Genomic DNA, 22,287 nt, shown 5'->3' with positions numbered 1-22,287 from the left:
AATGACAGAAAAAACAAAACCTTCTGCCGCCCCGACTTCGGGCAGTGATGAAATTGATATTGGGCGCCTGGTTGGCACGATTATCGAGGCAAAGTGGTGGGTGCTGGGCATTACCGCCGTGTTTGCCGCGGCGGCCGTCGTCTATACGCTGTTCGCCACCCCTATCTACAGCGCCGATGCGCTGGTGCAGATCGAGCAGAATACCGGTAACTCGCTGGTGCAGGACATTGGCTCTGCGCTGGCGAACAAGCCGCCGGCCTCTGACGCTGAAATCCAGCTCATCCAGTCACGTCTGGTGCTGGGTAAAACGGTTCACGACCTTGGGCTCGATATCTCCGTCACCAAAAATACCTTCCCAATCTTTGGTGCGGGCTGGGATCGGCTGATGGGCAGAAGCAACGACACGGTGAAGGTCACTGACTTCGTGCTGCCAAAAGGGGCAGCCGATCAGACCTTTACCCTGACGGTGCTTGGCCCGAAACAGTATCAGTTGACCAGCGACGCGGGCTTTAGCGCGCGCGGTGAAGTCGGACAGATGCTGAGCAAAGACGGCGTCAGCATGATGGTCAGTGCGATCAACGCCCAGGAGGGTGGGGAGTTTACCGTCACCAAATTCTCCACGCTGGGGATGATCAACAACCTGCAAAACAACCTGACCGTCACCGAAAACGGTAAGGACACCGGCGTGCTGAGCATGACCTTTACCGGGGAAGATAAGGATCAGATCCGCGACATCCTGAACAGCATTACCCGCAACTACCTTGAGCAGAACGTTGAGCGTAAGTCGGCTGAAGCGGCGAAAAGCCTGGCGTTCCTGTCGAAACAGCTCCCGGAAGTGCGCGCCCGCCTGGATGATGCCGAGAACAAGCTGAACGCCTACCGTCAGGATAAAGACTCTGTCGACCTGCCGCTGGAGGCGAAATCGGTCCTCGATTCGATGGTCAACATTGACGCTCAGCTCAACGAACTGACCTTCAAAGAGGCGGAGATCTCCAAGCTTTACACCAAACGTCACCCGGCTTACCGCACGCTGCTGGAGAAACGCCGCACGCTGGAAGAGGAGAAGGCGAAGCTCAATGACCGTGTGACCGCGATGCCGAAAACGCAGCAGGAGATCGTGCGTCTGACCCGCGACGTGGAGTCAGGACAGCAGGTTTACATGCAGCTGCTGAACAAGCAGCAGGAGCTGAAAATCACCGAGGCAAGCACCGTGGGTGACGTGCGCATCGTCGACCCGGCGATTACCCAGCCTGGCGTGCTGAAGCCGAAGAAAGCGCTGATCATTCTCGGCAGCATTATTCTCGGCCTGATGCTCTCCATCGTTGGCGTGCTGCTGCGTTCGCTGTTCAACCGCGGTATCGAAAGCCCGCAGGTGCTGGAAGAGAACGGTATCAACGTCTATGCCAGCATTCCGCTGTCTGAGTGGCAAAAATCCCGTGACAGCGTCAAAACCATCAAAGGCGTTAAGCGTTACAAACAAAGCCAGCTGCTGGCGGTGGGTAACCCAACCGACCTGGCGATTGAAGCGATACGCAGCCTGCGTACCAGTCTGCACTTCGCCATGATGCAGGCTAAAAACAACGTCCTGATGCTGACCGGTGTTAGCCCGTCAATCGGTAAAACCTTTGTCTGCGCCAACCTGGCGGCGGTGGTCAGCCAGACCAACAAGCGCGTGCTGCTTATCGACTGCGATATGCGTAAGGGCTACACCCATGAGCTGCTGGGCACCAACAACGTCAACGGTCTGTCGGAGATCCTGCTTGGCAAAGGTGACATCAGCCAAAGCGCAAAACCGACTACCGTGCCGAAATTTGACCTGATCCCACGTGGGCAGGTGCCGCCTAATCCGTCCGAGCTGCTGATGAGCGAACGCTTTACCGAGCTGGTTGAGTGGGCGAGCAAAAACTACGACCTGGTGCTGATCGATACGCCGCCGATTCTCGCCGTGACCGACGCTGCCGTTGTGGGTCGCCATGCGGGTACGACGCTGATGGTGGCGCGTTACGCGGTGAATACCCTGAAAGAGGTGGAAACCAGCCTGAGCCGCTTCGAGCAGAACGGGATTGAGGTGAAAGGGGTGATCCTGAACTCCATCTTCCGCCGCGCGACCGGGTACCAGGATTACGGGTATTACGAGTACGAATATAAGTCTGACAGCAAATAACAATCCCCCTCACCCTAACCCTCTCCCGAGGGGAGAGGGGCGGGGTGAGGGATCAGGGGAAGATCATGACCACACAACGCCCTTTAGTTTCAATCTATATGCCGACATGGAATCGTCAGCAGCTGGCGATCCGCGCAATCAAGTCGGTGTTACGTCAGGATTACGATAACTGGGAGCTGATCATCGTTGATGACTGCTCTTCCTCGTATGAACAGCTGCAAAAATTCGTGACTGACCTCAACGACCCGCGGGTGGTCTATACCCACAACGAGATTAACTCCGGCGCCTGTGCTGTACGTAATCAGGCGATTATGCAGGCCAAAGGGCAGTATCTGACCGGCATCGACGACGATGACGAATGGACGCCGAACCGCCTGTCTATTTTCCTGTCGCATAAAGAGCAGCTGGTCACGCACGCGTTCCTGTATGCCAACGACTATGTCTGTCAGGGCGAGGTGTACTCGCAGCCTGCCAGCCTGCCGCTCTATCCGAAATCACCGTACTCTCGACGCCTGTTCTACAAGCGCAACATCATTGGTAACCAGGTCTTCACCTGGGCGTGGCGCTTCAAGGAGTGCCTGTTCGATACCGAACTGAAGGCCGCGCAGGATTACGACATCTTCCTGCGGATGGTGGTGGAGTATGGCGAGCCGTGGAAAGTGGAAGAGGCCACGCAGATCCTGCACATCAACCACGGGGAGATGCAGATCACCTCGTCGCCGAAGAAGTTCTCGGGCTACTTCCATTTTTACCGCAAGCACAAGGACAAGTTTGACCGTGCCAGCCGTAAATATCAGCTCTTTACCCTCTATCAGATCCGCAATAAGCGCATGAACTGGCGCACGCTGCTGACGCTGTTGTCCATACGTAACGGCAAGCGCCTGGCTGATGGACTTCGGGGGAAATAATGTTTCTGGAAGATTGCCGCGCTAACAGCTGGAGCCTGCGCCCTTGCTGCATGGTTCTGGCGTACCGCATCGCGCATTTTTGCTCGGTGTGGCGTAAGAAAAATATCCTGAACAACATCTGGGCGGCCCCCGTGCTGGTGCTGTACCGCATCATTACCGAATGCTTTTTTGGCTATGAAATTCAGGCCGCTGCCACCATTGGCCGTCGCTTTACCATCCATCACGGCTATGCGGTGGTGATCAACAAGTTCGTGGTCGCCGGGGATGATTTCACCATCCGCCATGGGGTGACCATTGGCAACCGTGGGCCAGACAGCCTGGCCTGCCCGGTCATTGGCAATAACGTCGAGCTGGGCGCGAACGTGGTGATCATTGGCGACATTACGATTGGTAACAACGTCACGATTGGTGCGGGCAGCGTGGTGCTGGACACCATTCCGGATAACGCGCTGGTGGTGGGAGAAAAAGCCCGCGTGAAGGTGATTAAATGAATATTCTGCAATTTAACGTACGCCTCGCAGAAGGCGGAGCGGCAGGGGTGGCGCTGGATCTACACCAGCGCGCGCTGCAAAAAGGACTTCAGTCTCGTTTTATTTATGGCTATGGCAAGGGCGGCAAGAAAAGCGTCAGTCACGATAACTTCCCGCAGGTGCATAAGCACACGCCGCGTCTGACCTCGATTGCCAATATCGCGTTGTTCCGTCTGTTTAACCGCGATCTGTTTGGCAACCTGAATACGCTTTATCGCACGGTGACCCGCACTACCGGCCCGGTTGTGCTGCATTTTCACGTGCTCCACAGCTACTGGCTGAATCTGGAAGAGGTGGTGGCGTTTTGTCAGAAGGTGCAGGCCCACAAGCCCGACACCCGCTTCGTCTGGACGCTGCACGATCACTGGAGCGTAACCGGCCGTTGCGCGTTTACCGACGGCTGCGAAGGCTGGAAAAACAACTGCCAGAAATGCCCGACGCTGAGCAACTATCCGCCGGTGAAGGTGGATCGCGCGCACAAGCTGGTGGCCGGAAAGCGCCAGCTTTTCCGCGACATGCTCTCGCTCGGCTGTACGTTTATCTCCCCGAGCCAGCACGTGGCCGATGCCTTCAACAGTCTGTACGGGGCAGGGCGCTGCCAGATTATTAACAACGGCATCGACGTGGCGACGGAAGCCATTCTCGCCGACCTGACGCCGGTGGCGCAAACCACGGGCAAACCGAAAATCGCTATCGTTGCGCATGACCTGCGTTACGACGGGAAAACCAACCAGCAGCTGGTGCGCGACATGATGGCGCTGGGTGACAAAATTGAGCTTCACACCTTCGGCAAATTTTCACCGTTCGAAGGGGCTAACGTGGTCAACCACGGGTTTGAAACCGATAAGCGCAAGCTGATGAGCGCGCTGAATGAAATGGATGCGCTGGTGTTCAGCTCCCGCGTGGATAACTACCCGCTGATCCTCTGTGAAGCGCTCTCCATCGGCGTGCCGGTGATTGCCACCCACAGCGATGCGGCACGTGAGGTGCTGGAAAAATCCGGCGGGAAAACTTTTGCGGAGCAGGAGGTTCTGCCGCTGGTGCAATTGCCGAAGGCGCAGATCGCTCAGGCCGTTTTTGGCACCGACCTGGAATCGTTCCGCAACCGCAGCCGCAAGGCCTACAGTGGACAACAGATGCTGGAGGAGTATGTCTCGTTCTATCAGAATCTGTAGTTATCTGCTGCTGCCGCTGATTTACCTGCTGGTCAACGTTAAGATTGCCCAGCTCGGCGAAAGCTTCCCGATAACCATCGTCACCTTCTTGCCCGTTCTGCTTCTGCTGTATGTCGATAAAATCAACCTGAAGAAGCTGATGATTGCCTTAGGGTTGGGTACGGGCCTGACGCTTTTTAACTATATCTTCGGCCAGTCGCTGGATGCCAGTAAATACGTCACCTCGACCATGCTGTTTGTTTATATTGTCATTATTATCGGCATGGTCTGGAGTATTCGCTTTAAAACGATTTCTCCGCACAATTATCGGAAAATCCTCAGGTTCTTTTATATTGCCGTTGCGTTAATTGTTATGCTTGCTGCTATGGAGATGGCGCAAATTATTCTTACCGGCGGCAGCAGCCTGATGGAGATAATTTCGAAATATCTCATTTACAGCAACAGCTATGTATTGAACTTCATCAAGTTCGGCGGGAAGCGTACCACGGCCCTCTATTTTGAACCGGCGTTTTTCGCTTTGGCGTTAATCTCAATTTGGCTCAGCATCAAACAGTTTGGTATCAAAACGCCTAAGACCGATGCTATGATTCTTGCAGGAATCGTTCTGTCTGGATCGTTCTCAGGGGTAATGACATTTATCCTGTTTTACCTGCTGGAATGGGCGTTTCAGTACCTGAACAAAGATGCGATTAAGAAAAAACTGCCGCTGGCGATTATCTCCCTGACGGTATTTATGGTGGGCGTGATATTTGCCTTCCCCTACATCTCAGAACGTCTGGGTGATTTGGGAACGGAAGGGTCCTCGTCCTATTATCGCATCATTGGACCACTGGTGATGGTGGGTTATTCCTTAACCCATATTGATGGTGTAGTAAGATTCGGCTCACTTTACGAATATGTTGCATCATTCGGAATCTTTAACGGTGCGGATGTCGGTAAAACCATAGACAATGGTCTGTATCTGTTAATTATTTATTTTTCGTGGTTCGCCGTACTGTTGACGCTGTGGTATCTGTTTAAAGTTTTCAAAATGATGATTAACGCGTTTGGTGATAACCAGAACTTTCGCGTGCAACTTTATCTGTTTACGCCGGTGTCGCTGTTTTTTACCGGGTCAATATTTAGCCCGGAATATGCTTTCTTGATTGTCTGTCCGTTTATTCTGCGCAAAGCGCTTAATATTACGCACGTATGACGAAATGAGGTGATTTATGTTTCTTAGCGTCATTACTGTCGCTTTTCGTAATTACGAAGGGGTGGTAAAAACCTGGCGCTCGCTGCGCAACCTGGCACGCGATCCAAGCCTCACCTTTGAGTGGATTGTGGTCGACGGCGGCTCGAACGATGGCACGGCAGAGTTTCTGGAAAAACTCAACGGTGAGTTCAACTTACGCTACATCAGCGAGAAAGATAAAGGCATCTACGATGCAATGAACAAAGGCATTAACATGGCGCAAGGCCGTTATGCCATCTTCCTGAATTCGGGTGATATCTTCCATGACGACGTGGCGCTGTTTGCCCGTCAGCTGGCGCGCCAGAAAGAGGACGCCATGTATATTGGCGATGCGCTGCTTGATTTTGGCGACGGACATAAAGTGTGCCGCAGCGCGAAGCCGGGCTGGTATATCTACCACAGCTTACCGGCCAGCCATCAGGCCATTTTCTTCCCGGTAAAAGGTCTGAAAAAACAGCCTTACGATTTGCAGTATAAAGTGTCATCCGATTATGCACTGGCCGCCAGTCTGTATAAGTCAGGTTACCCGTTCCGCCGAATTAAAGGGCTGGTATCTGAGTTTTCAATGGGGGGGGTGTCAACCTCGAATAATCTGGAGTTGTGCCAGGATGCCAAAAACGTGCAGCGTAAAATATTACGCGTGCCGGGATTCTGGGCGGAATTATCTTATTTTTTACGCGTGCGTACCACGAGTAAAACGAAAGCCTTATATAACAAAGCCTGAATATAAGGAAACGTAATGCAGGATCTGAACGGTTTCTCCGTACCGAAAGGTTTTCGGGGGGCGGGCGGTATTAAAGTGCAGCTATGGTGGGCCGTTCAGGCCACCTTATTTGCCTGGTCACCACAAATACTGTACCGCTGGCGAGCATTTTTATTGCGTCTGTTTGGCGCAAAAATAGGAAAAAACGTAGTCATTCGGCCTTCGGTGAAAATTACCTACCCCTGGAAATTAACGCTTGGGGATTACGCCTGGGTAGGGGATGACGCGGTGTTATATACCCTGGGCGAGATTACGATTGGCGCGAATTCGGTGGTTTCACAGAAATGTTATTTGTGCACCGGCAGCCACGACTTTATGAGTCAGCATTTTGATATTACCGCTTCGCCTATTGTGATTGGCGAAAAATGCTGGCTGGCAACGGATGTTTTTGTTGCACCGGGTGTTTCTGTTGGCGATGGCACGGTCGTTGGTGCCCGCAGCAGCGTTTTTAAATCGCTACCGGCAAATAAAGTTTGCCGTGGCAACCCCGCAGTGGTGATACGCGAACGCGTTGAAACTGATTAAATTCATAAGTAGAGGAATATAAACATGTCTAAAGTCGCTCTCATCACCGGCGTTACCGGGCAGGATGGTTCTTACCTGGCAGAGTTACTGCTGGAAAAAGGTTATGAAGTACACGGTATTAAACGTCGTGCGTCTTCTTTCAACACCGAACGTGTCGATCATATTTATCAGGATCCTCACGCGGCGAACCCGAAATTCCACCTGCACTACGGCGACCTGACCGATACCTCCAACCTGACCCGTATCCTGCAGGAAGTGCAGCCGGATGAAGTCTACAACCTGGGCGCGATGAGCCACGTTGCGGTCTCCTTCGAATCCCCGGAATACACCGCTGACGTGGACGCCATGGGTACCCTGCGTCTGCTGGAGGCGATTCGCTTCCTCGGCCTTGAGAAGAAAACCCGTTTCTACCAGGCATCCACCTCTGAGCTGTACGGCCTGGTGCAGGAAATTCCACAGAAAGAGACCACGCCATTCTATCCGCGCTCTCCGTACGCCGTAGCGAAACTGTACGCTTACTGGATCACCGTGAACTACCGTGAATCCTACGGCATGTACGCCTGTAACGGCATTCTGTTCAACCACGAATCTCCACGTCGCGGCGAAACCTTCGTGACCCGCAAAATCACCCGCGCTATCGCCAACATCGCGCAGGGTCTGGAATCGTGCCTGCACCTCGGCAACATGGACTCCCTGCGTGACTGGGGCCATGCCAAAGACTACGTGAAAATGCAGTGGATGATGCTGCAGCAGGAACAGCCAGAAGACTTCGTGATCGCCACCGGCGTGCAGTACTCCGTTCGTCAGTTCGTTGAAATGGCTGCTGCGCAGCTGGGCATCAAGCTGCGCTTCGAAGGCACCGGCGTGGAAGAGAAGGGCATCGTGGTTTCCGTGACCGGCCATGACGCACCGGGCGTGAAGCCAGGCGACGTGATTGTGCAGGTTGACCCACGCTACTTCCGTCCTGCTGAAGTGGAAACCCTGCTGGGCGACCCAACCAAAGCGCACGAGAAGCTGGGCTGGAAACCAGAAACCACCCTGCAAGAAATGGTATCCGAGATGGTGGCCAAAGATCTTGAAGCAGCGAAAAAACACTCCCTGCTCAAGTCTCATGGCTACGAGGTTGCCATCGCGCTGGAGTCCTGAGAATGACAAAACAACGTATTTTTGTCGCCGGTCATCGCGGAATGGTAGGTTCCGCGATTGTCCGCCAGCTGGAACAGCGCGGTGACGTAGAGGTGATTGTCCGTACCCGTGACGAGCTGAACCTGCTCGACAGCCGTGCGGTACAGGACTTCTTTGCGAACGAACGCATTGACCAGGTGTATCTGGCGGCGGCGAAGGTGGGCGGCATTGTCGCTAACAACACCTACCCGGCGGATTTCATCTACGAAAACATGATGATTGAGAGCAACATCATTCACGCGGCGCATCTGCACAACGTGAACAAGCTGCTGTTCCTCGGCTCATCCTGTATTTACCCGAAAATGGCAAAACAGCCGATCGCCGAAAGCGAGCTGCTGCAGGGTACCCTGGAAGCCACCAACGAGCCGTACGCGATTGCCAAAATTGCCGGGATCAAGCTGTGCGAGTCCTACAACCGTCAGTACAACCGCGACTATCGCTCGGTGATGCCGACCAACCTGTACGGACCGCACGACAACTTCCACCCGAGCAATTCGCACGTGATCCCGGCGCTGCTGCGCCGCTTCCACGAGGCGACCGCGGAGAACGCGCCGGATGTGGTGGTGTGGGGCAGCGGTACGCCGATGCGCGAATTCCTGCACGTGGACGACATGGCTGCGGCCAGCATTCACGTGATGGAGCTGGATCGCGAGGTGTGGCAGGAGAACACCGAGCCGATGCTGTCGCACATCAACGTGGGCACCGGCGTGGACTGCACCATTCGCGAGCTGGCGCAGACCATCGCGCAGGTGGTGGGCTACAAAGGCCGCGTGGTGTTTGACGCCACGAAACCGGACGGCACGCCGCGCAAACTGCTGGACGTGACCCGTCTGCATCAGCTGGGCTGGTATCACGAGGTGTCACTGGAGCAGGGGCTGGCCAGCACCTATCAGTGGTTCCTGGAAAACCAGCATCGCTTCCGGGGGTAACGATGTTTTTAAGTCAGGAAGATTTTGCCACGGTAGTGCGTTCCACTCCGCTCATCTCAATTGATTTGATCGTGGAGAACGAACGCGGCGAGTTCTTGCTGGGGAAACGAACCAACCGTCCTGCACAGGGCTTCTGGTTCGTGCCCGGCGGGCGCGTGCAAAAGGATGAGACGCTGACCGATGCGTTTGAGCGTCTCACTCTGGCGGAACTGGGCCTGCAGTTGCCGATGGCAGCGGGCCAGTTTTACGGGGTCTGGCAGCACTTCTATGACGATAACTTTTCGGGCACCGGGTTCTCCACGCACTACATCGTGTTGGGGTTCCGCCTGAAGGTGAGTGAGGCAGACCTGCGTCTGCCTGATTCTCAGCATGACGACTACCGCTGGCAGACGCCAGAGGCGCTGCTGGCGAGCGACAATGTGCATGACAACAGCCGTGCCTATTTCCTCGCTGAACGTCAGTCCGGGGTGCCGGGCTTATGAAGATCCTCGTATACGGAATCAACTACTCGCCGGAATTAACCGGCATCGGGAAATACACCGGCGAGATGGTCGAGTGGATGGCGAGCCAGGGACATGACGTGCGGGTCATTACCGCGCCGCCGTACTACCCGGAGTGGAAAGTGGGGGAGCGCTACTCAAGCTGGCGCTACCGTCGCGAAGAGGGTGCAGCGACCGTCTGGCGCTGCCCGCTGTATGTGCCTAAGCAGCCCTCGACGCTGAAGCGCTTGATTCATCTCGGCAGCTTTGCCCTGAGCAGCTTCTTCCCGCTGATGGCGCAGCGTCGCTGGAAGCCGGATCGCATTATCGGCGTGGTGCCGACGCTGTTTTGCACGCCGGGCATGCGCCTGCTGGGCAAACTCTCCGGCGCGCGCACCCTGCTGCACATTCAGGATTATGAAGTGGACGCCATGCTGGGCCTGGGGATGGCAGGCAAAAGCAAAGGCGGCAAGGTGGCGAAGCTCGCCAGCGCGTTTGAGCGCAGTGGCCTACACAACGTGGACTACGTCTCAACGATCTCGCGCTCCATGATGAACAAAGCGCAGGAGAAAGGCGTCCCGGCGGAGAAGGTGATCTTCTTCCCGAACTGGTCCGAAGTGGCGCGTTTTCGCGACGTGACTGAGCAAGACGCTCAGGCGCTGCGCGCGCAGCTCGGTTTGCCTGAAGATCAAAAAATCATTCTTTACTCAGGCAATATCGGCGAAAAGCAGGGGCTGGAGAGCGTGATCGAGGCGGCTCAACTGCTGAACGAACATCCATGGATGTTTGTGATTGTCGGGCAGGGCGGTGGAAAAGCGCGGCTGGAAAAAATGGTAAGCGTTCGCGGCCTGACCAACGTGAAATTCTTCCCGCTTCAGTCTTACGAGGCATTGCCTGCGCTGCTGAAGATGGGCGACTGCCATCTGGTGGTGCAAAAGCGCGGCGCGGCGGACGCGGTGCTGCCGTCCAAGCTGACCAACATTCTGGCCGTGGGCGGTAACGCGGTGATTACGGCCGAAGCCGAAACTGAATTAGGCCAGCTGTGTGACAGCTATCCGGGGATTGCGGTGTGCGTAGAGCCGGAATCGGTTCCGGCGCTGGTCACCGGCATTGAACAGGCACTTGCCATGCCAAAAGTGAACACGGTGGCACGTGAATATGCCGAACGCACGCTCGAGAAAGAGAACGTGCTGAGCCAATTTATTGCAGATATACGGGGATAAATCATGAGTCAAACCACTTTGTATCCGGTTGTGATGGCTGGTGGCTCTGGTAGCCGGTTGTGGCCGCTGTCCCGCGTGCTCTATCCAAAACAGTTCCTCTGCCTGAAAGGGGATCTCACCATGCTGCAGACGACGGTAAACCGTCTCCACGGCGTGGAGTGTGAAAGCCCGGTGGTGATCTGTAACGAACAGCACCGCTTTATTGTTGCCGAGCAGCTGCGCCAGCTGAACAAACTCACAGAAAATATCATCCTGGAGCCTGCCGGACGCAATACCGCACCGGCTATCGCCCTGGCGGCGCTGGCGGCAAAACGCAGTAGCCCGGACTGTGACCCGCTGATGCTGGTCCTGGCGGCAGACCACGTGATCCAGCAGGAAGAGGCCTTCCGCGACGCGGTGCGTGCGGCCATTCCTTACGCTGAGCGCGGCAAGCTGGTGACCTTCGGCATCGTGCCGGATCTGCCGGAAACCGGCTACGGCTACATTCGTCGCGGCAACGTGACGCCTGGTGAAGGCGACAGCGTGGCGTTTGACGTGGCGCAGTTCGTTGAAAAACCGAATCTGGAAACCGCGCAGGCGTATGTCGCCAGCGGGGAATATTACTGGAACAGTGGGATGTTCCTGTTCCGCGCCGGACGCTATCTGGAAGAGCTGCGCAAATATCGCCCGGATATTCTGAGCGCCTGCGAGAAAGCGATGGCGGTGGTGGATCCGGATCTCGACTTCATCCGCGTGGATGAAGAGGCCTTCCTCGCCTGTCCGGAAGAGTCCATTGACTATGCGGTAATGGAACGCACGGCTGACGCCGTCGTGGTACCGATGGATGCGGGCTGGAGCGATGTTGGCTCCTGGTCCTCCCTGTGGGAGATCAGCGCCCATACCCCGGAGGGTAACGTCCATCACGGCGATGTCATTAGCCACAAAACGGAAAACAGCTACGTCTACGCCGAGTCCGGCCTGGTCACCACGGTTGGGGTAAAAGATCTTGTTGTGGTCCAGACCAAAGACGCCGTGCTGATTGCCGACCGTAACGCCGTGCAGGACGTTAAAAAAGTGGTGGAGAAGATCAAGGCGGATGGCCGTCACGAGCACCATATTCATCGCGAAGTCTACCGTCCGTGGGGCAAATATGACTCCATTGACGCCGGTGACCGCTATCAGGTGAAACGCATCACCGTGAAGCCGGGCGAGGGGCTGTCGGTGCAGATGCACCATCATCGCGCCGAGCACTGGGTGGTGGTCGCGGGAACCGCCAAAGTCACCATTGACGGTGAAGTGAAACTGCTGGGCGAAAACGAGTCCATCTATATTCCGCTGGGGGCGACGCACTGTCTGGAGAACCCGGGGAAAATTCCTCTCGACTTAATTGAGGTGCGCTCCGGCTCGTATCTGGAAGAGGACGATATCGTGCGCTTCCAGGACCGCTACGGGCGAGTGTAGCTCTCTGCATCATGCCCGGTGGCGCTGCGCTTACCGGGCCTACGAATGACAAAAAAATTAATTTGGCCATTTAGTGGTCAGGACCGACTGTTGCCTGAAAAAGGGGTCATCATGGATAAATTAACCTGTTTTAAAGCCTACGATATTCGCGGCAAGCTGGGCGAAGAGCTGAATGAAGACATTGCGTGGCGCATTGGCCGCGCGTACGGCGAATACTTAAAACCGCAGACCATCGTGCTGGGCGGCGACGTGCGTCTGACCAGTGAATCCCTCAAGCTGGCGCTGGCGAAAGGGCTGCAGGACGCGGGCGTAGACGTGCTGGACATCGGCCTGTCCGGAACCGAAGAGATTTACTTTGCCACCTTCCACCTGGGCGTGGACGGCGGTATTGAAGTGACGGCCAGCCACAATCCGATGGATTACAATGGCATGAAGCTGGTGCGCAAGGGCGCCCGTCCTATCAGCGGCGACACCGGCCTGCGCGACGTGCAGCGTCTGGCGGAAGCCAACGATTTCCCGCCGGTGAACGAGGCGAAGCGCGGCAGCTACAAAAAAATCAACCTGCAGAAAGAGTACATCGACCACCTGCTGGGCTACATCAACGTGGCAAACCTGAAGCCGCTGAAGCTGGTGATTAACTCCGGCAACGGCGCGGCTGGCCCGGTTGTCGATGCCCTTGAAGCGCGCTTTAAAGCACTGAACGTGCCGGTGACCTTCGTCAAAGTGCACAACACCCCGGACGGCAACTTCCCGAACGGCATTCCTAACCCGCTGCTACCGGAGTGCCGTGACGACACCCGCAACGCGGTGATTGAACACGGCGCGGACATGGGTATCGCCTTTGACGGCGATTTTGACCGCTGCTTCCTGTTCGACGAGAAAGGGCAGTTCATCGAGGGCTACTACATTGTCGGCCTGCTGGCGGAAGCGTTCCTCGAGAAAAACCCTGGCGCGAAGATCATTCATGACCCGCGCCTCTCCTGGAACACCGTCGACGTGGTGTCTGCCGCAGGCGGCACGCCGGTGATGTCCAAAACCGGTCACGCCTTCATCAAAGAGCGCATGCGCGAAGAAGACGCCATCTACGGCGGCGAGATGAGCGCACACCACTACTTCCGTGACTTTGCCTACTGCGACAGCGGGATGATCCCGTGGCTGCTGGTGACTGAACTGCTGTGCCTGAAGGGGAAAACCCTGGGCGAGCTGGTGCGCGACCGTATGGCGGCGTTCCCGGCGAGCGGAGAGATCAACAGCAAGCTGGCACAGCCTGCCGAGGCGATTGCCCGCGTGGAGCAGCACTTTGCCATCCACGCGCTGGAAATTGACCGTACCGACGGCATCAGCATGGCGTTCCCGCAGTGGCGCTTTAACCTGCGCTCGTCCAATACCGAGCCGGTGGTGCGCCTGAACGTGGAGTCCCGCGCTGACACCGCGCTCATGGAAGCCCGAACGAAGGACATTCTGGCGCTGTTGAATCAGTAATAACTGCCCCTCCCGGTGGGAGGGGGAACCGAATACAGGAACAACGATGACGAATCTAAAAAAACGCGAACGAGCGAGAACGAATGCATCGTTAATCTCTATGGTGCAGCGTTTTTCTGATATCACCATCATGGTCGGTGGATTGTGGGCGGTGTGTCGGATCAGCGGGCTGCCGTTCTTATATATGCATCTGCTGATGGCCCTGATTGCGCTGGTCGTGTTTCAAATGATCGGCGGTATGACCGATTTCTACCGCTCGTGGCGCGGCGTCAAAATGACCACTGAACTGATGCTTCTGCTGCAGAACTGGACCCTGAGCCTGATCTTCAGCGCAGGCCTGGTGGCATTTAGCCATGATTTTGATAATCGCCTCGTGACCTATCTGAGCTGGTATCTGTTGACCAGCGTCGGCATGGTGGTGTGCCGTTCCCTGATCCGCTTTGGCGCGGGTTGGCTGCGCAACCGGGGCTATAACCGTCGCTTCGTGGCGGTGGCAGGCGATCTGCCGGTTGGGAAAGTGCTGCTCGACAGCTTCCGCAAAGAGCCGTGGTTAGGCTTTGAAGTGGTCGGGATTTATCACGACGCAAAGCCTGGCGGTGTGCCTGCCGACTGGGCGGGCAACTACGATCAGCTGATTGACGATGCCAAAGCCGGCAAAATTCACAACGTCTACATCGCCATGCAGATGAAAGACGAATCCCGCATTAAGCAGCTGATGCGCGAGCTGGCGGATACCACCTGTTCAGTGATCCTGATCCCGGACGTGTTTACCTTCAACATTCTTCACTCCCGTATTGAAGAGGTGAACGGGGTGCCGGTCGTACCGCTGTACGACACGCCGCTGTCCGGTATTAACCGCGTGCTGAAGCGTCTGGAAGATATCGTGCTCTCTTCGCTGATTTTGCTGCTCATCTCCCCGGTGCTGTGCTGCATTGCCCTCGCGGTGAAGCTGAGCTCGCCAGGACCGGTTATCTTCCGTCAGACCCGCTACGGCATGGACGGTAAGCCGATTATGGTGTGGAAATTCCGCTCCATGAAGGTGATGGAGAACGACAAGGTGGTGACCCAGGCCACGCAGAACGATCCGCGCGTCACCCGCGTGGGGAACTTCCTGCGCCGCACCTCGCTGGACGAGCTGCCGCAGTTTATCAACGTCTTTACCGGCGGGATGTCGATTGTTGGCCCGCGTCCGCACGCGGTGGCGCACAACGAGCAGTACCGCTCGCTGATTGAAGGCTACATGCTGCGCCATAAGGTGAAGCCGGGCATCACCGGCTGGGCGCAAATCAACGGCTGGCGCGGCGAAACCGACACGCTGGAAAAAATGGAAAAACGCATCGAGTTCGATCTGGAGTACATCCGCGAGTGGAGCCTCTGGTTCGATATCAAGATTGTTTTTCTGACCATCTTCAAAGGTTTCGTGAACAAAGCGGCGTATTAAGATGAGCTTACGTGAAAAAACCATCAGCGGCGCCAAGTGGTCAGCGATGGCGACCATCGTCATCATTGGCCTCGGCCTGGTGCAGATGACGGTGCTGGCGCGCATTATCGATAATCACCAGTTCGGCCTGCTGACCGTCTCGCTGGTGATCATTGCGCTGGCCGATACGCTGTCTGACTTTGGTATCGCCAACTCGATTATCCAGCGCAAAGAGATCAGCCATCTTGAGCTGACCACGCTCTACTGGCTGAACGTGGGGCTGGGGATTTTCGTGTTTGTGCTGGTGTTCCTGCTGAGCGATACCATCGCCAGCGTGCTGCACAACCCGGATCTCGCCCCGCTGATGCGTACGCTGTCGTTTGCGTTCGTGGTGATCCCCCACGGGCAACAGTTCCGCGCGCTGATGCAGAAAGAGCTGGAGTTCAATAAGATCGGCATGATCGAGACCAGCGCCGTGCTGGCGGGCTTTACCTTTACCGTCGTGAGCGCCCATTTCTGGCCGCTGGCGATGACCGCCATCCTCGGTTACCTGGTGAACTCTGCCGTGCGCACGCTGCTGTTCGGCTACTTTGGGCGTAAAATTTACCGCCCGGGACTGCATTTCTCTCTTGCGTCCGTCTCGTCCAACCTGCGCTTTGGCGCGTGGCTCACGGCGGACAGCATTATCAACTACGTGAACACCAACCTTTCGACGCTGGTGCTGGCACGTATTCTCGGTGCGAGCGTGGCGGGGGGCTACAACCTGGCCTACAACGTCGCGGTGGTGCCGCCGATGAAGCTGAACCCAATAATCACCCGCGTGCTGTTCCCGGCGTTTGCCAAGATTCAGGACGACACCGAGAAGCTGCGCGTCAACTTTTACAAGCTGCTTTCGGTGGTGGGGATCATCAACTTCCCGGTGCTGCTGGGGCTGATGGTGGTGTCCAGCAACTTCGTACCGCTGGTGTTTGGCGAGAAATGGAACGGCATCATCCCGATCCTGCAGCTGCTGTGCGTGGTGGGGCTGCTGCGCTCCGTGGGGAACCCGATTGGGTCCCTGCTGATGGCAAAAGCGCGCGTGGACATCAGCTTTAAGTTCAACGTATTCAAAACCTTCCTGTTTATTCCGGCAATTATCGTCGGCGGGCACATGGCGGGCGCTATTGGCGTCACGCTGGGCTTCCTGCTGGTGCAGATCGTCAATACCGTCCTGAGCTACTTCATCATGATTAAACCGGTGCTGGGCTCAAGCTACCGTCAGTACATCCTGAGCCTGTGGCTGCCGTTCTATCTCTCATTGCCGACCCTGGCGGTGAGCTACGGCCTGGGCATTATCCTCAGCGGGCATCTGCCGCTGGCCGCGCTGCTGGCGGTGCAGGTTGCCGCGGGGGCGCTGGCCTTCGTCGTGATGATTGTGCTGTCGCGCAATGCGCTGGTCGTTGAGATGAAGCGCCAGTTTTGCCGTAACGAAAAAATGAAAACGCTGCTTCGCGCAGGCTAGTTATTTAAGAGGCCATTATGAAATTATTAATTCTTGGCAACCATACCTGCGGCAACCGTGGCGACAGCGCCATCCTGCGCGGTTTACTGGATGCAATTAACACCCTTAAGCCTGAGACCGAAGTGGACGTGATGAGCCGTTATCCTGTCAGCTCATCCTGGTTACTGAACCGCCCGGTAATGGGCGATCCGCTCTACAGCCAGATGAAACAGCATAACAACGCCGCGGGCGTGATGGGCCGCGTGAAGAAAGTACTGCGTCGTCGCTACCAGCATCAGGTGCTGCTTTCCCGGGTGACCGATACCGGCAAGCTGCGCAATATCGCGATTGCCCAGGGCTTTACGGATTTTGTCCGTCTGCTCTCCGGCTATGACGCCATTATTCAGGTCGGCGGTTCGTTCTTCGTCGATCTCTACGGCGTGCCGCAGTTTGAGCATGCGCTTTGTACGTTCATGGCGAAAAAGCCGCTGTTTATGATCGGCCACAGCGTCGGGCCTTTCCAGGATCCGCAGTTTAACCAGCTGGCGAACTATGTGTTTGGCCACTGCGATGCCCTGATCCTGCGCGAGTCGGTCAGCCTTGACATGATGAAGCGCAGCGAGATTGACACGTCGAAAGTTGAGCACGGCGTGGATACCGCCTGGCTGGTGGATCACCAGGACGACAGCTTCCAGCCGAGCTACGCGGTGCAGCACTGGCTCGACGTTACGGCGAAACAGAAAACCGTCGCGATCACCCTGCGCGAGCTGGCGCCATTCGATAAACGTTTAGGCACGACGCAGGCGGCGTATGAGCAAGCGTTCGCCGACGTGGTGAACCGCGTGCTGGACAGCGGGTACCAGGTGCTGGCGCTATCCACCTGTACCGGTATCGACAGCTACAACAAAGATGACCGCATGGTGGCGCTCAACCTGCGCAACCTGGTGAACGATCCGTCCCGCTATCACGTGGTGATGGACGAGCTGAACGACCTGGAGATGGGCAAACTGCTCTCCGCCTGCGACCTGACCGTGGGCACCCGACTGCACTCGGCCATTATCTCCATGAACTTTGGCACGCCAGCCATCGCTATTAACTACGAGCACAAGTCCGCGGGCATTATGCAGCAGCTCGGTATGCCGGAAATGGCCGTTGATATTCGTCATCTGCTGGACGGGTCGCTGGGTGCGATGGTGGGCGATACGCTCGGCCAGCTGCCTGCGATCAATGAACGTCTGGCGGTGGCGGTGAAAGCCGAGCGCGAGAAGGGCATTGGGATGGTGAAATCGGTACTCGATCGCGTACGGGAGGGGAAATGAAGGTTGGTTTCTTCTTACTGAAATTTCCGCTGTCGTCTGAGACCTTTGTTCTGAACCAAATCACCGCGTTTATCGATATGGGATATGACGTGGAGATTATCGCCCTGCAAAAGGGCGATACCCAAAACACCCATGCGGCGTATACCCAGTATGGGCTGGAGGCAAAAACCCGCTGGCTGCAGGACGAGCCGTCCGGGAAGCTGAGCAAGCTGCGCCACCGCGCCAGCCAGACCTTACGTGGGATCCATCGCGCGTCGACGTGGCGGGCGTTGAATGTTTCCCGCTATGGGTCGGAATCACGCAATTTAATTCTCTCGGCCATCTGCGGGCAAACGGCGCAGCCGTATCGTGCTGACGTGTTTATCGCCCACTTTGGCCCGGCAGGCGTGACCGCCGCGAAGCTACGCGAACTAGGCGTGATTGACGGGAAAATTGCGACCATTTTCCACGGTATCGACATCTCCAGCCGCGAAGTGTTGAACCACTATACGCCGGAGTACCAGCAGCTTTTCCGCCGCGGCGACATGATGCTGCCCATCAGCGAACTGTGGGCCGGACGCCTGAAAAGCATGGGCTGCCCGGGAGAGAAAATTGCCGTGTCGCGCATGGGCGTGGATTTAACGCGCTTTACCCGCCGTCCGGTGAAGGTGCCGGGCAAGCCGCTGCAGATCATCTCCGTCGCGCGTCTGACCGAGAAGAAAGGCCTGCATGTGGCGATTGAAGCCTGCCGCCAGCTCAAAGCACGCGGGGTGGATTTCCACTACCGCATTCTCGGGATTGGGCCGTGGGAGCGTCGTCTGCGCACGCTTATCGAACAGTATCAGCTGGAAGATGTCGTAGAGATGCCGGGCTTCAAGCCGAGCCACGAGGTCAAGGCCATGCTCGATGAGGCTGATGTGTTCCTGCTGCCTTCCGTAACGGGTGCCGATGGCGATATGGAAGGCATTCCGGTGGCGCTGATGGAGGCGATGGCCGTGGGTATACCGGTGGTCTCGACCCTGCACAGCGGGATCCCGGAGCTCATTAAGTCTGACCATTCCGGCTGGCTGGTGCCGGAGAATAACGCCATGGCGCTCGCCGATCGCTTAGCTGCCTTCAGCGATATCGACCAGCAGGCGCTGGAGCCCGTGCTCCATAATGCCCGACAAAAAGTTGAAGCCGATTTTAACCAGCAGGTGATTAACCGTCAGTTAGCCAGCCTGCTGCAAACGTTGTAACGCCGAGGATGTATGCTGAAAAAGATTACCCGACGCACCTTTGTCTCGTCTCTGTCCGTTCTGGCGGCTACGCCGCTGCTGTCGTCCCGCATTGCGCGGGCGGCGAGTGGAAGAACGGTCTCTGTTAAACAGTACAATAACAACGACTGGATCGCGGCCTTTAAGCAGGCGTTTAATGACGGGGACACGGTCGTTGTCCCTGCCGGGCTGACCTGTGAAAACATCAACACGGGTATTTTCATTCCCGACGGTAAAACGCTGCTGATCCGCGGGGCGTTAACCGGCAATGGCCGCGGCCGCTTTGTTCTGCAGCAAGGCAGCAAAGTGATAGGGGAAGGCGAGGGACGGACAGAGAATATCACTCTCGATGTACGTGGCTCCGACTGCGTAATTAAAGGGCTGGCCATGAGCGGTTTTGGTCCTGTGACGCAAATCTACATCGGCGGTAAGAAACCGAGCGTGATGCGCAATCTGGTGATTGATAACATCAGCGTAAGTCAGGCCAATTACGCCATCCTGCGCCAGGGATTCCATAACCAGGTGGACGGCGCCCGCATCACCAACAGCAAATTTAGCCATCTGCAGGGCGATGCGATCGAATGGAACGTCGCCATCAACGATCGCAATATCCTGATCTCCGATCATGTCATCGACAACATCAACTGCACCAACGGCAAGATCAACTGGGGCATCGGCATTGGCCTTGCCGGGAGCACCTACGACAACGACTACCCGGAAAAGCAAACCGTTAAGAACTTCGTGGTGGCCAACATCACCGGCAGCAACTGTCGCCAGCTGGTGCACGTGGAAAACGGGAAACACTTTGTTATCCGCAATATTAAGGCCAAAAATATTACTCCCGACTTCAGTAAAAAGGCGGGAATAGACAACGCCACGGTGGCGATTTATGGCTGTGATAATTTCATTATTGATAATGTCGACATGGTCAACAGCGCGGGAATGTTAATCGGCTATGGGGTCATAAAAGGCGATTATTTGTCCATCCCGCAGAACTTCAAGCTCAATAATATTCATCTCGATAACCGCCAGCTCGCCTATAAATTGCGCGGAATACAGATTTCATCCGGTAATGCGACGTCGTTTGTGGCGATTACCAATGTGGAAATGCAGCGCGCAACGCTGGAACTGCACAACAAGCCGCAGCATCTTTTCTTACGTAATATCAATGTGATGCAGGAAGCCGCCGTGGGTCCTGCCCTGAAGATCAACTTCGATCTGCGCAAAGATGTACGAGGTAAATTTATGGCGAAAGACGAGACGCTGCTGTCGCTGGCGAACATCAAAGCTGTGAACGAGAAGGGGCAAAGCTCGGTGGATATTGACCGGGTCGACCAGCAGGTGGTGAATGTGGAAAGACTGAACTTTGCGCTGCCGCACAGATAATCGACAATAATCTGTTTTAAGACGATTCCTGGCATATAAGCGCGATCGAATCAGATTACAACTACAGAAATATGTGATGCTAAGGCGTAACATTGCTTCAGGATTACGGCAAATCATGCTGGCGAAAACAGGTTTAAGAGCTATAATTCGTCAACCATTTTAAGGTGGAAGAAATAATGATTAATTTGAAAGCAGTCATTCCGGTAGCAGGCCTGGGCATGCATATGCTGCCCGCCACAAAAGCCATTCCTAAAGAGATGCTGCCGATCGTCGACAAGCCAATGATTCAGTACATTGTCGACGAGATTGTTGCTGCAGGGATCAAAGAAATCGTCCTGGTTACGCACTCATCCAAGAATGCGGTAGAAAACCACTTCGACACCTCTTACGAACTCGAAGCGTTGCTTGAGCAGCGCGTTAAGCGTCAGCTGCTGGCGGAAGTGCAGTCTATTTGTCCGCCGGGCGTGACCATCATGAACGTGCGTCAGGCGCAGCCGCTGGGTCTGGGACACTCTATTCTTTGTGCCCGTCCGGTGGTGGGTGATAACCCGTTCATCGTTGTGCTGCCAGATATTATTATTGATAACGCGTCTGCCGATCCGCTGCGATACAACCTGGCGGCAATGGTGGCACGTTTCAACGAAACGGGCCGCAGCCAGGTGCTGGCGAAGCGCATGAAAGGCGATCTCTCCGAGTACTCCGTAATTCAGACGAAAGAAGCGCTGGAGACGGAAGGGCAGGTGAGCCGCATCGTTGAGTTCATCGAAAAACCGGATCAGCCGCAGACGCTGGATTCTGACCTGATGGCGGTGGGTCGCTATGTTCTGAATGCCGATATCTGGGCGGAACTGGAAAAAACCGAGCCAGGCGCCTGGGATCGTATCCAGCTCACCGATGCGATTGCCGAGCTGGCGAAAAAACAGTCTGTTGACGCGATGCTGATGACCGGTGAGAGCTATGACTGCGGTAAGAAAATGGGCTATATGCAGGCGTTTGTGAACTATGGACTGCGCAACCTGAAGGAAGGGGCGAAGTTTAGAAACCGGATTGAGAAGTTGCTGGCTAACGACTGATATTCCTGCCACAAATTGAACAAGCGGCAGTCATTATTTTGGTGTATTAATCTATAACCAAAATGATGGCTGCCGTTTTTTGTTATTAATGTAATGATTACATAGGGTTATGTGATTTAAATCTCGACAGCTTTGTAGCGATTTGTGCTTGTTTCTGAGGTCGTTTAGGACGACAATTAACGCCAGTTTTTTGTCTGTATCCAGACAAGAAAAAATCATTTAATCAAACATCGCTCAGTGCATTGGTAGCTGTTAAGCCAGGGGCGGTAGCGTGCTCAATTTCTGAAACCGTCAGTTAATAAGTACTCAGGTTTCAGAGCGGCAGTATCCAGACATT

The 22,287-nt window shown here is 55.7% G+C and carries 19 protein-coding genes; all 19 read left to right on the top strand.

Annotated features, from left to right (window positions below; translation table 11 throughout):
* Position 1 precedes the first annotated feature (1 nt).
* The 19 genes from wzc (at position 2) to galF (ending at position 21,950) form a co-directional block, all read left to right on the top strand.
* Positions 2–2,164, top strand: coding sequence for a tyrosine-protein kinase Wzc (wzc, locus tag FHC48_RS10990; RefSeq protein ID WP_119312163.1), 2,163 nt, complete (start codon positions 2–4; stop codon positions 2,162–2,164).
* Positions 2,165–2,229: 65 nt separating this feature from the next.
* The gene (gene wcaA / locus FHC48_RS10985) at positions 2,230–3,072 is read left to right on the top strand and encodes a colanic acid biosynthesis glycosyltransferase WcaA (protein ID WP_021241458.1); all 843 of its coding nucleotides are present in this window, start codon (positions 2,230–2,232) and stop codon (positions 3,070–3,072) included.
* Positions 3,072–3,563 carry a colanic acid biosynthesis acetyltransferase WcaB gene (gene wcaB, locus FHC48_RS10980; protein ID WP_008499417.1) on the top strand — a complete coding sequence of 164 codons (492 nt, stop codon included), beginning with the start codon at positions 3,072–3,074 and terminating at the stop codon, positions 3,561–3,563. Before wcaA ends, wcaB begins: the two co-directional genes overlap by 1 nt.
* Complete coding sequence (gene wcaC / locus FHC48_RS10975) at positions 3,560–4,777, top strand: colanic acid biosynthesis glycosyltransferase WcaC (RefSeq protein WP_023293848.1); 1,218 nt, start codon at positions 3,560–3,562, stop codon at positions 4,775–4,777. The genes wcaB and wcaC overlap by 4 nt, the downstream gene beginning before the upstream one ends.
* Positions 4,752–5,972: a colanic acid polymerase WcaD gene (gene wcaD / locus FHC48_RS10970; protein WP_008499419.1), complete on the top strand. Its 1,221-nt coding sequence runs from the start codon at positions 4,752–4,754 to the stop codon at positions 5,970–5,972. The genes wcaC and wcaD overlap by 26 nt, the downstream gene beginning before the upstream one ends.
* A 16-nt stretch (positions 5,973–5,988) precedes the next feature.
* Positions 5,989–6,735, top strand: coding sequence for a colanic acid biosynthesis glycosyltransferase WcaE (wcaE, locus tag FHC48_RS10965; RefSeq protein ID WP_008499420.1), 747 nt, complete (start codon positions 5,989–5,991; stop codon positions 6,733–6,735).
* Between the two features lie 15 nt (positions 6,736–6,750).
* The gene (gene wcaF / locus FHC48_RS10960; protein ID WP_045908623.1) at positions 6,751–7,299 is read left to right on the top strand and encodes a colanic acid biosynthesis acetyltransferase WcaF; all 549 of its coding nucleotides are present in this window, start codon (positions 6,751–6,753) and stop codon (positions 7,297–7,299) included.
* Positions 7,300–7,323: 24 nt separating this feature from the next.
* Positions 7,324–8,445, top strand: a complete 1,122-nt coding sequence (gmd, locus tag FHC48_RS10955; protein WP_003863514.1) for a GDP-mannose 4,6-dehydratase — start codon at positions 7,324–7,326, stop codon at positions 8,443–8,445.
* A 2-nt stretch (positions 8,446–8,447) separates the two neighbouring features.
* Positions 8,448–9,413 (top strand): GDP-L-fucose synthase, encoded by a 966-nt coding sequence (locus FHC48_RS10950; protein WP_024908102.1) that lies wholly within the window; start codon positions 8,448–8,450, stop codon positions 9,411–9,413.
* A 2-nt stretch (positions 9,414–9,415) separates the two neighbouring features.
* Positions 9,416–9,895 carry a GDP-mannose mannosyl hydrolase gene (locus FHC48_RS10945; RefSeq protein WP_008499425.1) on the top strand — a complete coding sequence of 160 codons (480 nt, stop codon included), beginning with the start codon at positions 9,416–9,418 and terminating at the stop codon, positions 9,893–9,895.
* Positions 9,892–11,115, top strand: a complete 1,224-nt coding sequence (gene wcaI, locus FHC48_RS10940; RefSeq protein WP_032652672.1) for a colanic acid biosynthesis fucosyltransferase WcaI — start codon at positions 9,892–9,894, stop codon at positions 11,113–11,115. The genes FHC48_RS10945 and wcaI overlap by 4 nt, the downstream gene beginning before the upstream one ends.
* 3 nt (positions 11,116–11,118) lie before the next feature.
* Positions 11,119–12,555, top strand: a complete 1,437-nt coding sequence (gene cpsB / locus FHC48_RS10935) for a mannose-1-phosphate guanyltransferase (protein ID WP_008499427.1) — start codon at positions 11,119–11,121, stop codon at positions 12,553–12,555.
* A 111-nt stretch (positions 12,556–12,666) separates the two neighbouring features.
* Positions 12,667–14,037, top strand: a complete 1,371-nt coding sequence (gene cpsG / locus FHC48_RS10930) for a colanic acid biosynthesis phosphomannomutase CpsG (protein WP_032622651.1) — start codon at positions 12,667–12,669, stop codon at positions 14,035–14,037.
* Between the two features lie 46 nt (positions 14,038–14,083).
* A complete protein-coding gene (gene wcaJ, locus FHC48_RS10925; RefSeq protein ID WP_008499429.1) occupies positions 14,084–15,478 on the top strand; it encodes an undecaprenyl-phosphate glucose phosphotransferase in 1,395 nt (464 codons plus the stop codon).
* Position 15,479: 1 nt separating this feature from the next.
* A complete protein-coding gene (gene wzxC / locus FHC48_RS10920) occupies positions 15,480–16,958 on the top strand; it encodes a colanic acid undecaprenyl disphosphate flippase WzxC (protein WP_024908096.1) in 1,479 nt (492 codons plus the stop codon).
* 17 nt (positions 16,959–16,975) lie between these two features.
* A complete protein-coding gene (gene wcaK, locus FHC48_RS10915; protein WP_021241452.1) occupies positions 16,976–18,256 on the top strand; it encodes a colanic acid biosynthesis pyruvyl transferase WcaK in 1,281 nt (426 codons plus the stop codon).
* Entirely contained in the window at positions 18,253–19,473 is a 1,221-nt protein-coding gene (gene wcaL / locus FHC48_RS10910) for a colanic acid biosynthesis glycosyltransferase WcaL (protein WP_023325627.1), read from the top strand. Before wcaK ends, wcaL begins: the two co-directional genes overlap by 4 nt.
* A gap of 12 nt (positions 19,474–19,485) precedes the next feature.
* Positions 19,486–20,877, top strand: coding sequence for a colanic acid biosynthesis protein WcaM (wcaM, locus tag FHC48_RS10905; RefSeq protein ID WP_119312162.1), 1,392 nt, complete (start codon positions 19,486–19,488; stop codon positions 20,875–20,877).
* Between the two features lie 176 nt (positions 20,878–21,053).
* A complete protein-coding gene (galF, locus tag FHC48_RS10900) occupies positions 21,054–21,950 on the top strand; it encodes a GalU regulator GalF (protein WP_032652665.1) in 897 nt (298 codons plus the stop codon).
* The last annotated feature ends 337 nt before the right edge of the window (positions 21,951–22,287 follow it).

The sequence above is a fragment of the Enterobacter sp. EC_50 genome (assembly GCF_019584525.1).
In the GTDB taxonomy this organism is placed as follows: Bacteria; Pseudomonadota; Gammaproteobacteria; order Enterobacterales; family Enterobacteriaceae; genus Enterobacter; species Enterobacter roggenkampii.
Note: the sequence above shows the minus strand (reverse complement) of the source record. Positions and strands in the feature narration are given on the sequence as shown.

Excerpts from the sequence above, each read along its gene's own strand:
- gmd (WP_003863514.1), top strand. The coding sequence starts at position 7,324 with ATGTCTAAAGTCGCTCTCATCACCGGCGTTACCGGGCAGGATGGTTCT.
- galF (WP_032652665.1), top strand. The coding sequence starts at position 21,054 with ATGATTAATTTGAAAGCAGTCATTCCGGTAGCAGGCCTGGGCATGCAT.
- wzc (WP_119312163.1), top strand. The coding sequence starts at position 2 with ATGACAGAAAAAACAAAACCTTCTGCCGCCCCGACTTCGGGCAGTGAT.
- FHC48_RS10945 (WP_008499425.1), top strand. The coding sequence starts at position 9,416 with ATGTTTTTAAGTCAGGAAGATTTTGCCACGGTAGTGCGTTCCACTCCG.
- wcaB (WP_008499417.1), top strand. The coding sequence starts at position 3,072 with ATGTTTCTGGAAGATTGCCGCGCTAACAGCTGGAGCCTGCGCCCTTGC.
- wzxC (WP_024908096.1), top strand. The coding sequence starts at position 15,480 with ATGAGCTTACGTGAAAAAACCATCAGCGGCGCCAAGTGGTCAGCGATG.
- cpsB (WP_008499427.1), top strand. The coding sequence starts at position 11,119 with ATGAGTCAAACCACTTTGTATCCGGTTGTGATGGCTGGTGGCTCTGGT.
- wcaL (WP_023325627.1), top strand. The coding sequence starts at position 18,253 with ATGAAGGTTGGTTTCTTCTTACTGAAATTTCCGCTGTCGTCTGAGACC.
- cpsG (WP_032622651.1), top strand. The coding sequence starts at position 12,667 with ATGGATAAATTAACCTGTTTTAAAGCCTACGATATTCGCGGCAAGCTG.
- wcaC (WP_023293848.1), top strand. The coding sequence starts at position 3,560 with ATGAATATTCTGCAATTTAACGTACGCCTCGCAGAAGGCGGAGCGGCA.
- wcaJ (WP_008499429.1), top strand. The coding sequence starts at position 14,084 with ATGACGAATCTAAAAAAACGCGAACGAGCGAGAACGAATGCATCGTTA.
- wcaE (WP_008499420.1), top strand. The coding sequence starts at position 5,989 with ATGTTTCTTAGCGTCATTACTGTCGCTTTTCGTAATTACGAAGGGGTG.
- wcaI (WP_032652672.1), top strand. The coding sequence starts at position 9,892 with ATGAAGATCCTCGTATACGGAATCAACTACTCGCCGGAATTAACCGGC.
- wcaF (WP_045908623.1), top strand. The coding sequence starts at position 6,751 with ATGCAGGATCTGAACGGTTTCTCCGTACCGAAAGGTTTTCGGGGGGCG.
- wcaD (WP_008499419.1), top strand. The coding sequence starts at position 4,752 with ATGTCTCGTTCTATCAGAATCTGTAGTTATCTGCTGCTGCCGCTGATT.
- FHC48_RS10950 (WP_024908102.1), top strand. The coding sequence starts at position 8,448 with ATGACAAAACAACGTATTTTTGTCGCCGGTCATCGCGGAATGGTAGGT.
- wcaK (WP_021241452.1), top strand. The coding sequence starts at position 16,976 with ATGAAATTATTAATTCTTGGCAACCATACCTGCGGCAACCGTGGCGAC.
- wcaA (WP_021241458.1), top strand. The coding sequence starts at position 2,230 with ATGACCACACAACGCCCTTTAGTTTCAATCTATATGCCGACATGGAAT.
- wcaM (WP_119312162.1), top strand. The coding sequence starts at position 19,486 with ATGCTGAAAAAGATTACCCGACGCACCTTTGTCTCGTCTCTGTCCGTT.